Below are 12,089 nucleotides of genomic sequence, written 5' to 3'. Positions count from 1 at the left end.
AATGCTGGCAGCCTGGCTTGGCCTGGCTGGCGGTACTGCCTGGGGCGCTGTGCTCCAGGTGCAGGCAGGTCAGTCGATCGCTGCGGCGCTAGCTGCGGCCAAATCAGGTGACACCGTGCAGGTGGCGCAGGGCGACTACCACGAACATCTGGTGATCGATAAACCGCTTACCTTGCAGGGCATCGGCCGGCCGACCATTAGTGGCGGAAATACCGGCGACGTCATCCGCGTGCGTGCCTCGGACGTGACAATCAAAGGCTTGATCGTGCGCGACAGTGGCATAGACCTGACTGCGCAGAACGCCGGCATCTACATCCAGCCCGGTTCAGACCGTGCCACGGTGCAGGATTGCGATCTGGTCTATAACTTGTTTGGCATCTGGCTGGAAAAATCTACAGACTCGCGCATTGAACACAACGTGATTACCGGCAAACGCGATTTGCAGTCGGTACTAAGGGGTAATGGCATTCAGGTATACAACACTATCAGAGCCAAAATCATCGACAACAACATCAGTTACAGTCGCGATGGTCTCTATGTGGATGTTTCGAAGGATGCACTGTTTCGCGGCAATAAAATTCATCACCTGCGTTATGGTAGCCACTTCATGACGACCGACGACAGCGTCTGGGAAAACAACGAGTCCTATCTCAATCAAGGGGGCTTGGCGCTGATGGAAGTGCGTCGATTGACGGTGCGCCACAATATTACCTGGGGTAATACCGACCACGGCATCATGCTGCGCACGATTCAGGATTCCGTGATTGAAAATAACATCGTGGCAGGCAATGGACGCGGCTTTTTTATCTATGACGCCGAGTACAACACGCTGGAAAAAAACCTGGTGATCGGTAACCGGATCGGCGTGCATTTGTCGGCCGGTTCCTACAACAATAAGGTCAATGGCAATGACTTCATCGACAATCAGTCGCAGATCAAGTACGTTGCCGCGCGCGATGTCGAATGGGGCCTGACACAGGGTAATTACTGGAGCAATTACAGCGGCTGGGATCAAGATGGCGATGGCATGGGTGATGTTACCTACGAAGCCAACGACGTGGTGGACCGGCTCAACTGGCAATACCCATTGATCAAACTACTGTTGTCGAGCCCGTCGATGCAGACATTGCGTTTTGTGGCCCGACAGTTCCCTGTGCTGCGCGCTCCCAGCATCGTGGACAAGCATCCGCGTATGCGCCCTTTGAATCAGGATTGGAGACGGTGGAGTGACAAACAACCCCCTGCAACTGAATAACGTCACCAAACATTTTGGTGATGTGCATGCTGTCAACGGCATTAGCCTGTCGGTTGCGAAAGGCGAAATGTTCGGTCTGATCGGCCACAATGGCGCCGGCAAGAGCACACTTTTCAAACTGATGTTGGGACTAATCCCAGCCACCAGCGGTGAAATCCGAATTCACGATGCATTGATCAGCGGCCGTGATTTCAGGCAGATGCGGCGCCGTATCGGCTACTTGCCCGAGAGTTTCGTGACCTACGACAATCTGACCGGCTTGGAAGTGTTGCGCCTGTTCGCCGATTTGAAGCAGGTGCCGCGCAATACCTGCGATGCAATCCTGGCGCGCGTTGGACTGGCAGATGCGGCCGGGCGGCGGGTACGCGGTTATTCCAAAGGCATGCGGCAGCGACTGGGTTTTGCCCAGGTGCTGCTGGGTAACCCGGATCTGATTTTTCTCGATGAGCCGACCAATGGGCTCGACCCGGAAGGGATTCACGAGTTTTACCGCATTTTGCGCGATGTGCAGTCACAAGGAGCGACCATTATCATTACCTCGCACATACTGGCGGAGATTCAAGGCCGCGTCGATCGCCTGGTGATTTTGAACTCCGGTCAAATCGTCGCACAGGGAACGCTGACGCAATTGCGCTCCCACATGGTGCTGCCTTCTGTCATCGAGGTCACGCTGCGCGCCGGCCACGAGACGCAGATGCGCACCGCCCTGGACGAGTTGGCTGGGCTGGCAGGGTTGGAGTGGCAGTTCGATAACGAGTGCGTGCGAATTTCCTGCCCGGCGGCAAGCAAGGTAAGCGTACTCGCCAAGATCATGGCGTTGTCCGATGCCGTACGCGATATCGTGGTGCATGAACCGTCGCTGGAAGACCTGTTTCTCGGTTATGGAGAGCGCAATGTCCAAGCGCATTGAGTGGGCGCAGGTGCGCGTCATTGCCACCAAGGAGTTTCGGGACCGGCTGCGCAACTTGTGGGTGGTAGCGGTTGCCGTGATATTCGCCCTGTTTGCACTGGCAATTGCCTATCTCGGCTCAGCGCAACTGGGCTCGGTCGGCTTTCGCGGCATCGATGTCACGATTGCCAGCCTGGTCAGCCTGGTCATTTATCTGGTGCCGCTGATTGCATTGATTATGGGTTACGACACCATCGTCGGCGAGAAAGAACGCGGCTCGCTGGAGTTGCTGTTGTCGATGCCGATTACCCGTTTTGAGATATTGCTAGGGAAATATCTGGGTCTGTCAGGTGCACTGGCCAGCGCCACTGTGATCGGGTTCGGTGCCGGTTTGCTGCCGCTGGCTTCCCAACTGGGAGTGAACGACCTGTATCACTATACCGGCTTCGTATTGAGCGCGATTCTGATGGGCATGGCTTTCTTGAGCCTGTCGTTATTGGTGTCGGTAATCGCCCAGGATCGGATGCGCGCCAGCGGTGCGGCCATCATGCTGTGGTTCTTTTTCGTGCTGATCTTTGATCTGCTGCTGATGGGTGCATTGGTCGTCAGCCAGGGAAAACTGGACAGTGCGGTTTTTGCCGGATTACTGATGCTTAATCCCGCCGATGTCTTCCGTTTGCTGAATATTTTCAGTTCCGATCAGGTGCAAAGCATGTATGGCCTGGCAACCGTGATGCCGGAGAGTCTGACCAATCCCGCAATATTGGTCAGCATTATGTTGGGCTGGATCGTGCTGCCATTCATATTTACGCATTGGAGATTCAAATGAAATCGAAAATAATCGGCTGGCAAAAATCTCTGCCGGCGCCGCACAAATTGGCAAGCAGTCTGGTGCTCTGCATCTTGCTGGCTGCCTGCAATCAGGCTACGCCCAAAGTGGTAGCGCTGGAGCCGACCAGCGAGACAGCTTGTGAACTCGACGGCATGATACTCAAGGATTATCCGGGGCCCAAGGCGCAGATCCATTACGCGCAAGGCAAGCCTGAATTTTTCTGCGATCTGATGGAGCTGTTCTCGATGTTGCTGGTGCCTGAACAAAAGCGTTCGGTTACCGGCGTGTTTGTGCAAGATATGGGCAAGACGGCATGGGAACATCCCGACGGAAACTGGATCGATGCCAAGAGCGCCATCTATGTGGCAGGAAGCAAAAAAACGGGCTCGATGGGACCTACCTTGGGGGCGTTTTCCAGCATGCAGGATGCCGAGGCTTTCGTCAAAAAAGAGGGCGGAAAAATAGTGCGCTATGCGCAGATGACGCCGGATATGCTCAATAAGAGTGGCGATGCAACGCACGATACAGCGATGTAACATTAAAAGCTAATTAAGGATAAATGATGGAACAGGACGCTTTGATGCATTGCTGTAGCGTGTCAAATCTTTGTAGTCGGGATCAATGCGCTGCAAAAGATACATTGGTTTGATTAAACGTGTGGTGCAGCGCAATGTATTGCATCGGAAAATTTTTAATTTAAATAGGAAGAAGATACATGAAAACGCTTAAATTCTTGCCACTCGCCATTGCTTTTGTCATAGCTGGCTGCGGCGAAAAAACACCACCGGCCGCGGAAACGATGCCAGCGGCTACAGCACCAGAAGTAGCAACTGCTCCTGCAACGCCTACAGTAGTCGCGCCAGCAGCACCTGCTGGCGATTTAGTTAAGGGCGAACAAGTTTATACCGCCACTTGCTTGGCATGTCATGGAGCCGGAGTACTGGGCGCACCGAAATTTGGCGACAAGGCAATGTGGGGTCCACGCATTGCACAGGGCATTGATACGCTGCACACCAATTCAATCAATGGCATCAGAATGATGCCGCCTAAAGGTGGCAATGCCACCCTGAAGGATGAAGACGTTAAGGCTGCAGTCGATTACATGGTCAGCAAGGCTAGCTGATGATTCAAGGACGCGAACGACTGCACGAAACAGATGCACCGTTCGTGTCCTTGCACGATTAGCCTCGCACTGATGCAGGCGTATTTTGTAAAACCCCCTGGAATCAGGCGTTATGATCAAGCGTAATTTTTACCACTATCTCGCAGCAATTCCGGTATGGTAATCAAATCGACGTTCAATTGGTACTAGCTGGTCTATGGCCCGATAGAGATATTTACAGACACCCTGCACATTGACAGTTGCCATCTATTCGCCAGTTTCTACCGACTGGCACGGTCCTCTAGAAGTGTGTTGATTTAGTGGGCTAGTTGCCCTACGAGCATTTGCGTAGTAATACTAAAATGGGATAACCCAGGCGCGATATCGTATCTAGGGCTAACTTAAAGTGTTGTTGATTTAACAGAAGGTCGCGCCCCATTTGGGTTTGCGGCCTTTTTCATCGAGCACAAATTATCTTTGAAAGAAAACCCCGTGAGAGCCAAACTCAGCGCGGGGTTGAACCAGGTTTTAACACCGCCAGCAACATGTTAATTTACCGGCTAGCTACTACAGGCACGGTTCAAGTTCGATTTTCGCTTCTGTCTCCTCGATCAGCACCGTCATTGCCTGCGCTGGAATAGGTCGCCCCAGCAAAAAGCCCTGGCCGATGATGCCATTGTACGATTTGAGGTGATTCAATTGTGCCTGGTCTTCAATTCCCTCCGCTACTACACGCAAGCCGAGTGTGTGTGACATTGCAAAAATTGCACCGACGATCGCTGCGCCATCGGCATCGGTCACGATGTCGCGGATAAATGACTGGTCGATTTTGAGCGCATTGATCGGCATTTTTTTTAGGTAAGCCAGCGATGAATAGCCGGTGCCGAAGCCGTCGATCGAGAACTCCACGCCCAGCGCTGACAACTGGTGCATGACCGTGATACAGGTATCCACTTTGCGCATCATCATGCTTTCTGTGATTTCGAGCTCAAGGCAATTGGCGGGTAGACCACTGATGTTCAATGCAGATATAACGTGTTTTACGATATCTGGGTGTTGCAACTGTCGTGCGGACAGATTCACTGCAATCAGGCGATGCTGGGGCGACTGCAGGCGCCATGCCTGCGCCTGCACACAGGCGGTTTGTAGTACCCATGCGCCAATCGGAACGATGGAGCCAGTTTCTTCGGCAACCGACAAAAACGCATCAGGTGGAATCAGCCCGAGTTCGGGATGCTGCCACCGCAGCAGGGCTTCAAATCCGATCAGATTGCCTGTATGGCACTCGAACTGCGGTTGATAATACAGTTCCAGTTCGTTACGGTCGATTGCCTTGCGCAGACCGGTTTCGATCGCCAAGCGTTTGCTGGCCCATGCGCCGAGATCCTGGTCATAAAGCTCATAACCAATGCCGCCCGCCATTTTGGCGCGATACATGGCCATCGCCGCATTCTGCAGCAACGCTTCAGAATTGGTGCCATCGGTCGGATATACGCTGATGCCGATACTCAGCGAGACATAAATCGGTTCGCCGTCGAGTATGAATGGCTGTTCAAAAATGTGCAGAATTTTTTGCGCGACGGCGGTTGCATCTTCGATATTGGCGATTTTGCTGAGAAGGATCGCGAATTCATCGCCGTTCATGCGCGCCAGCGTGTCGGTTTCGCGAATGCAGCCGTTCAGGCGAGCGGCAACCATTCGCAGCAATTGGTCACCGGCTTCGCGGCCCATGCTGTCGTTGACCACCTTCAGCCGGTCCAGGTCCATGAACATCACTGCGATATTGTTTTCCGGGTTATTTCCTGCCACTGCAAACAATTGATGCAGGCGATCGGCGAACAGTACACGGTTGGGCAGGTCGGTCAACTGATCGTGATAGACCGAATGCAGAATGCGCGCATGGGCGGCCTTAAGTTCTGAAATATCGCTGAATACGGCAACGAAATTGGTAACCTTTCCGTGCTTGTCGACAAGTTGGCTGATATTCAACCATTCTGGATAAATGTCGCCGTTCTTGCGAACATTCCATATCTCGCCCTGCCATTTTCGACGCTCATTCAGTGATGACCACATGTCATTGTAGAACTCTTTGGTTTGCCGGCCGGAGCTGAGTATGCTCGGACTCTTGCCGATTACTTCTTCGGGGGCATAACCTGTTATTGTGGAAAATGCTTGATTGACGCTCAGAAAATTATTATTTTCATCGGTGATGGCGATGCCTTCAAGCGAATTTTCGAACGCCTGGCTTGCCAGACGCATCGAATTTTCCGCTTGCTTGCGCTTGGTAATGTCTCTGACCATCACCTGGACGATGCTGTCATTACCCATGCGGGCGGCATTGATGGTGACCTCGGCTGGGAATTCCTTGCCTTCGAGCGATTTGAAACTCCATTCAAATCGCGGCGTCCCGGTCGATGCGATGTTCTCATCGAGCCTGGTACGGAATGCTTCGTCGGACGCGCTGCCGTCGGGCTGCCGAGTCGGCTGCACCTGACTGAGATTGACGCTGGCAAACAGCGCTGCGCTTGGCGCTGCGAACAGTCGCAATGCAGTATGGTTGCAATCGATGATTTTATTTTTGCTTAACAGGATGATGCCATCACTGGTGCCGTCAAATAGTGTCTTGAATAGCGCGTGTTCGCGAACTAGTTGTGCGGTCTTCTTCCTTCCTTCCATAGCTTGCCGGTACGTGAGCCATGCAGTGAAACAGAAAAACAGGGTAGCCAGCAATGACAGCGCGAGCACTGTATCGCGCGCATTACGATTGGTTTCAGCTGCCGAGGCGTACGCTTGCTGTGTCGCCTGGATCGTCAGCGGAGAAAGCTGATGTAACGATTGATGCAACTGATTGGACAACGGTAGCGTATCGGTGACGTACAACCGATAAATGCTATCGGGATTTTCTGCCAGCATGCGCAGCAGGTGTTCGCGGCCCACGGAAAGACGTGCATACTGACTGGCGATCTGGGCCCATTGCTCTCGGTGCGTTCCGGATTTTTTCTGTTGATCGAATTGCGCTTTCAGCTTGCTATCGGTTACCGCCAGTGCATTGGTGTCGGCGGTGGAAAACTGCTGTTTTTTTAAAATGTCGAGGAACAGTTCATGGCCTTGGAGTAAGCCGCTCTCTACTTCAGATACCTGGAGTAGGTTCTCGGTATTGGTGTGATACATCTGGCTCAGATCGCGCGCGCCCAAGTGCAATCCCCACCAACCGGCATTGCTGATAAAAAAACCTGACGCCGCACCCACTATAAACATGAGCGACAACAGGTTCGAAACAATGAATTTGCGCATGGTGCATTCCCTTCTAAGTGCCCATAACAGAGCGGTGTAGCCAATTTCAATGCGATGCAATTTGTTGTAGACATCGCTTCGATATGATCACAAAGCGCATGCCTGAATGTCAAACGATTACGGACATTTATGAATTCTCTGGTATGGGATTCTCTGTTGGTAGCTTTCATCATGTTCAACACCGTAGTACGACAAATTCAAAGACGCCGTAAGGGTGGAACGATAGCCAGGGACGGGAAGCTTCGGAGGAAAATCTGTTGAACGGCGCACGGGGTCAGCGTGCGCCTCGGTCAACCATTACTTTGTCAACCGTTAATCACGTACGAGATTACTTGGACTGGCCGATCATGAAATCCACCGCAGCGATGACGTCCGCGTCGGACAGACCGGCATTTCCGCCCTTCGGTGGCATGATTCCTTTGCCTTTAAGGGCGGCAGTATGCAAGGCATCGGCACCAGTTGCCAGACGTGGCGCCCAGATCGCCTTGTCGCCAAGCTTGGGCGCGCCTGCCGCGCCAGTGGCATGACATGCGGCGCATGTGTTTGTATAGACATCCTTGCCGCTGACAGCATTGGCTTGGGTAGCGATTAACAAAGATCCTGCGATGATTGCGGCACTAACGATACGGGATTTCATGTGTTCACCTTGAGATTAAAAAATTGCACAGCTTAAAAGTACAACGGAAGTTACATTGTTGGAATTTAGCAATTAATGTGCCACAAGGATTTACAAATCAAATTTTTTGACTGCCCCTTGCAGATCGTTGCTCGTGATTTTAGATACGGATTCCATTCTCAGAAACAGTAAAATTCCAATCTCAATTTTCAAAGATGGGAATCCAGGATAGGTGCCTATTGCCAAGACGTAAGCGATATTCATGCGAACGTGCGTGCCGAGAAGCAATCAATGAATCGAAAGAACGCAGATTGCTCGAAGTTGATACAGCCGGCCTGGTCTACTTGCGTGGCGCGTCGCTGGAAACGGGAGCTGAATGGCTCGGCGCCAGCGGATGGAAAGCCCGTGAGATATAGGCGATGACTGCCTGAATATCCGATTCCGGCAACACCGATTTCCAGGCCGGCATGGAGGTTTCGGGCAAACCGTCCCGAATCACGCCGGCAAGACGCTCGCGCGTCATGGTGGACATGAATGTTGTCGCGGTTAAATCGCGCGGATGCGGCTCCAGGAAACTGCCGATCCAGTTGCGCGCTGTGCCGTCGGCGGCATGGCAAAACGTACAATTTTGCTGGAAGATGGTTTCGCCGCGCAGTTCCTGTGCCGACAAGCCTGCAAGCTGCGGCACTTTGTCATGCAGATGATAGGGTGTGGCGCTCGTGATTGCGTCAACTTTCGGCACATCGCCCGGTGCAGCGCGGCCCGGTGAAGCATAATTGTCGCCCGGCGAAAATCCGTTGCGCGGATAGGACAGTGGACGCGACTCCCAGGGCAATCCCGGTTCGCTCACTCTAGCGCGGTCATGGCAACTGATGCAGGTCGACATGAACAGGTGCCTGCCGGCTCTTTGCGCCGGCGTCAGCTGTTTGGCCGGGGTGTCAATTGTGATTTTTCCGGTCGCAAACGGGAAGGCGGCAGCGTAGCGTTCGTGATTCGGCCAGCCGTTTTCCGCCGTGTGGTAACGCGTATTGGTCGCCTTGGCAATCATGAATTGCTGGCGTACGAAGTCCGTCACGGCCGCCATTTCGGACGGCTGTAATATCCCGTCGAATCCTCGCATGGCGGTGCCGGTGCGGCCGTTTTTGACTGCGTCCAGCATCTTCTCCCGGCTGAGTTGATCGGGGGCCGTCGCGATGAAATCGCGCGGACGCGGATCGAGATATGTGCTGGCCAAGGTCTGCGCATCGCCAGAATAACCGTGACAGAAATAGCAGCGGAAATTGTAGATGCGCCGACCCAATTCATGCTGCGCGGTCGCGGGAGCAACCGCAGTCGATATTTTTGGTACGACCACTGTCGACGGCGGCTTATCGGAACACGCCGTCAGCCAGAGGGCAAGTATCAGTAGAACCGGAATTCTCATTACTTCGCAGCCTTCGCCGGCTTGGAGCTTCCTGCGGTCGGCTGGATGAAACGCTGAAACACGAATTCGGCGACATTGGCGATTTCCTGCTGATTCAGCACCTGCCGCCATGCCGGCATTTCAGTGCCCTGCTTGCCCGCGGAAATCACATTGAACAGCGCGACACGATTGAACTCCTGGCGTGACGCGGGGTGCAGAAGGTTGCGCGGCTTCGGATTGATGAAATAGGCGCGGGGACCGCGACCGTCCCCGTTGCTGCCGTGGCAGGTGGCGCAGTTGCTCATATAGAAGGCGCCGCCTTTGGCCATGTCGCCTTTCAAGGCGTTGGGCATCGGCACCGACATATTTACTACGACAGGTTTGACAGGTTTATTGGCAGGCGCTGGCGTCGGTATCGATGTAGCCGCCAGCGGCGTATTCGATCCGACCGGTGGCGCCTGGTGCCGGCCATTCCGGATTCCGGAAATGCCATCCGTGTTCGCGTTCGCCATGAAGCCGGCGCGGATGTAATCCACCACCGCACTGATATCTTCCTTGCCGAGTTGGGTTTTGAAGCCGGCCATTGCGGTGTCCGGGCGTCCAAAGGTCACCGAAGTGATCATTCGTTGTTGCGTCAGTTCGGTTTTTGCGGCAGGCGATGTGAAATCGCGCGGCGGTGGATTCAGGCTGTTTTGTGCGCGGCTGCGGCCATCGCCTTTTTCGCCATGGCACACCGAGCAACTCTTGCTAAACACGATGCGCCCGCGGCTGCTGTCGGGTGCCGCCGATGCCGGCATGAACGTATTGCGCAGATAGTCCACCACTGCTTCGATTTCCTTCGGGTTGAGTTGGGTTTTCCAGGCCGTCATTGCAGTGCCGGTGCGGCCGTTTTTCACCGCGTCGATCATGCCCGCGCGCGTCAGTTGGGTGGCATTCGGTGTGGTGAAATCGCGCGGCGGCGGATTCAGGCTGTTTTGTGCGCGGCTCTTGCCATCACCTTTGTCGCCGTGGCAGACCGAGCAGTAATTGTGATAGAGAACGGCTGGCCGGATTTCTCCACCGAGGGTGCTATGTGCGCCGGCTTGCGCCAGCGAAAAGCTGCCCGCGGTCCAAAGCAGCAACAGATACGCGAGATGACGATAGGCGCGATAGGCGAATGGCAGCAGGGTGCGCGTGATGGCAAGCAGTCTGTTTCTGGTCATTTTTATAAAAGCAAGGTTGGCAAAGCGAGGTCGCATGATGCGACCTTTACAGAAACCCAAATGAATTTCTGGAAGAATTCAATGCAAGATTGATGCCCAAGCGTACTCCGTCTTTCGTTCTTGTCATTCAAAGCCCATTGTTGGCGGATGGTATGTTGTTTGCTTACGCCAAACTCGCGGGCAATTTATTTTTGGTATTGCGCGCGTCTGACAAGAGGATGCAAAACGGATGCAAAACGTGAAAATGAAAAAACAGATTTCCGGTAAGGTGATCTTCGATATTCTTCAATTGGCCGGCGTTCTGCTGTTGGCCGGTTGTGCAGTATCCACCCAGAGCCCCAAGGTGCAAGAAATTCCTGTCTTTCCGGCGCCGCCTGACCAGGCGCGTTTCATTTACGAACGCACCATTCGCAGCAATGCCGATGTGGTCAACGAAGACAAGAATGCAGGCCTGAGGCGACTGCTGACGGGTGAAATCAAAACCGGCGAAGGCATGGGAAAACCGTATGGCGTCGCAGTCTATCATGGCCGCGTCTATGTCAGCGACACTGCTCTGCACGAGGTAGTGGTGTTCGATATTCCGGGACAGCGCACTTTCAAGATCGGTGACGATGACCCCGGAAAACTGGTCACGCCGATGGGTCTTGACGTCGATGGCAATGGCAATCTGTACGTGGTCGACAGCAGGGCCAAACAGGTTCAGGTGTACGACAGGGATGGCAAATATCAGCGCACATTGGCGGGCGGTGAAAAATGGTTTGAGCGTCCATCCGGCATCGCGGTCGATGGCGCGGGCAGCCGCATCTATGTGGTCGATACCGGCGGCGTTTCCAGCGACCAACATATGGTGCGGGTGTTCGACGCGCATAACGGCCAACATTTGCTGGATATCGGCAAACGCGGCTCGGGTCCGGGCGAATTCAATTTGCCGCGCGACGTGACGATCGGCCGCGATGGCTTGCTGTATGTGGTCGACGGCGGCAATTTCAGAGTGCAGGTGTTCCGCCCGGACGGCACGTTTGTGAGCGAGTTCGGCGGCATCGGCCGTCAGGGCGGGCAATTTTCCCGTCCCAAGGAAGCGGCCACCGATGCGGATGGAAATGTGTATGTCGTCGATAGCGCGTTCGGCAATTTCCAGATCTTCACCCCCGAAGGTGAATTGTTATTGTCGGTCGGCAGCCGTTCGGAAACAGACGGCATGGCGAAATACATGTTGCCGTCCGGGATTGCGATTGATGGCGACGGCCGGGTCTACATGGTGGATCAGTACTTCCAAAAGGTCGATATCTACCGGCCGACCAAGCTCGCCGCCGACGCAGGCTTTACCGTGCAAAAGCAAGATGTCATCAAAAAATAGCGCCGGTCAATCCCGGAAACGGGAAGTTTTTCCTGCCTTCGGGAATGACTGATGTCCGGAAAGAGCAAAAATGCACGAAGAACACACTCAAATGCTTGACCGAGATCAAGACAGTATCTGGCCTGAAACTTGCTGTATAG

Annotated in this window: 10 protein-coding genes; 6 read left to right on the top strand and 4 right to left on the bottom strand. The window is 53.9% G+C overall.

Annotation, left to right across the window (positions count from 1 at the left end; genetic code table 11):
- Position 1: 1 nt before the first annotated feature.
- The 5 genes from KGFNPO_RS11195 to KGFNPO_RS11175 all read left to right on the top strand — a co-directional run bounded on the left by KGFNPO_RS11195 (position 2) and on the right by KGFNPO_RS11175 (position 4,099).
- Complete coding sequence (locus tag KGFNPO_RS11195; RefSeq protein ID WP_472631360.1) at positions 2-1,255, top strand: nitrous oxide reductase family maturation protein NosD; 1,254 nt, start codon at positions 2-4, stop codon at positions 1,253-1,255.
- Positions 1,227-2,165, top strand: a complete 939-nt coding sequence (locus KGFNPO_RS11190; protein WP_472631359.1) for an ABC transporter ATP-binding protein — start codon at positions 1,227-1,229, stop codon at positions 2,163-2,165. The genes KGFNPO_RS11195 and KGFNPO_RS11190 overlap by 29 nt, the downstream gene beginning before the upstream one ends.
- Positions 2,149-2,973 (top strand): ABC transporter permease, encoded by an 825-nt coding sequence (locus tag KGFNPO_RS11185; protein ID WP_472631358.1) that lies wholly within the window; start codon positions 2,149-2,151, stop codon positions 2,971-2,973. The genes KGFNPO_RS11190 and KGFNPO_RS11185 overlap by 17 nt, the downstream gene beginning before the upstream one ends.
- Entirely contained in the window at positions 2,970-3,512 is a 543-nt protein-coding gene (locus KGFNPO_RS11180) for a nitrous oxide reductase accessory protein NosL (RefSeq protein ID WP_472631357.1), read from the top strand. The genes KGFNPO_RS11185 and KGFNPO_RS11180 overlap by 4 nt, the downstream gene beginning before the upstream one ends.
- 179 nt (positions 3,513-3,691) lie before the next feature.
- On the top strand, positions 3,692-4,099 hold the full coding sequence (locus KGFNPO_RS11175; RefSeq protein ID WP_472631356.1) for a c-type cytochrome: 408 nt from the start codon (positions 3,692-3,694) through the stop codon (positions 4,097-4,099).
- A 546-nt stretch (positions 4,100-4,645) separates the two neighbouring features.
- Here the strand turns inward: KGFNPO_RS11175 and KGFNPO_RS11170 are convergent.
- The 4 genes from KGFNPO_RS11170 to KGFNPO_RS11155 form a co-directional block, all read right to left on the bottom strand.
- Complete coding sequence (locus KGFNPO_RS11170) at positions 4,646-7,372, bottom strand: EAL domain-containing protein (RefSeq protein ID WP_472631355.1); 2,727 nt, start codon at positions 7,370-7,372, stop codon at positions 4,646-4,648.
- Between the two features lie 328 nt (positions 7,373-7,700).
- The gene (locus tag KGFNPO_RS11165) at positions 7,701-8,009 is read right to left on the bottom strand and encodes a c-type cytochrome (protein ID WP_472631354.1); all 309 of its coding nucleotides are present in this window, start codon (positions 8,007-8,009) and stop codon (positions 7,701-7,703) included.
- A gap of 319 nt (positions 8,010-8,328) precedes the next feature.
- Positions 8,329-9,411, bottom strand: a complete 1,083-nt coding sequence (locus KGFNPO_RS11160) for a c-type cytochrome (protein WP_472631353.1) — start codon at positions 9,409-9,411, stop codon at positions 8,329-8,331.
- A complete protein-coding gene (locus KGFNPO_RS11155; RefSeq protein ID WP_472631352.1) occupies positions 9,411-10,592 on the bottom strand; it encodes a c-type cytochrome in 1,182 nt (393 codons plus the stop codon). The genes KGFNPO_RS11160 and KGFNPO_RS11155 overlap by 1 nt, the downstream gene beginning before the upstream one ends.
- Positions 10,593-10,836: 244 nt before the next feature.
- On the opposite strand from KGFNPO_RS11155, the gene KGFNPO_RS11150 reads away from it, so the two are divergent.
- The gene (locus KGFNPO_RS11150) at positions 10,837-11,949 is read left to right on the top strand and encodes a 6-bladed beta-propeller (protein ID WP_472631351.1); all 1,113 of its coding nucleotides are present in this window, start codon (positions 10,837-10,839) and stop codon (positions 11,947-11,949) included.
- Positions 11,950-12,089: the final 140 nt, after the last annotated feature.

This window comes from Gelidimonas diazotrophica, assembly GCF_055694025.1.
Note: the sequence above shows the minus strand (reverse complement) of the source record. Positions and strands in the feature narration are given on the sequence as shown.

Coding starts and splice junctions, on each gene's coding strand:
- KGFNPO_RS11185 (WP_472631358.1), top strand. CDS start 2,149: ATGTCCAAGCGCATTGAGTGGGCGCAGGTGCGCGTCATTGCCACCAAG.
- KGFNPO_RS11195 (WP_472631360.1), top strand. CDS start 2: ATGCTGGCAGCCTGGCTTGGCCTGGCTGGCGGTACTGCCTGGGGCGCT.
- KGFNPO_RS11170 (WP_472631355.1), bottom strand. CDS start 7,372: ATGCGCAAATTCATTGTTTCGAACCTGTTGTCGCTCATGTTTATAGTG.
- KGFNPO_RS11150 (WP_472631351.1), top strand. CDS start 10,837: ATGAAAAAACAGATTTCCGGTAAGGTGATCTTCGATATTCTTCAATTG.
- KGFNPO_RS11175 (WP_472631356.1), top strand. CDS start 3,692: ATGAAAACGCTTAAATTCTTGCCACTCGCCATTGCTTTTGTCATAGCT.
- KGFNPO_RS11160 (WP_472631353.1), bottom strand. CDS start 9,411: ATGAGAATTCCGGTTCTACTGATACTTGCCCTCTGGCTGACGGCGTGT.
- KGFNPO_RS11165 (WP_472631354.1), bottom strand. CDS start 8,009: ATGAAATCCCGTATCGTTAGTGCCGCAATCATCGCAGGATCTTTGTTA.
- KGFNPO_RS11155 (WP_472631352.1), bottom strand. CDS start 10,592: ATGACCAGAAACAGACTGCTTGCCATCACGCGCACCCTGCTGCCATTC.
- KGFNPO_RS11180 (WP_472631357.1), top strand. CDS start 2,970: ATGAAATCGAAAATAATCGGCTGGCAAAAATCTCTGCCGGCGCCGCAC.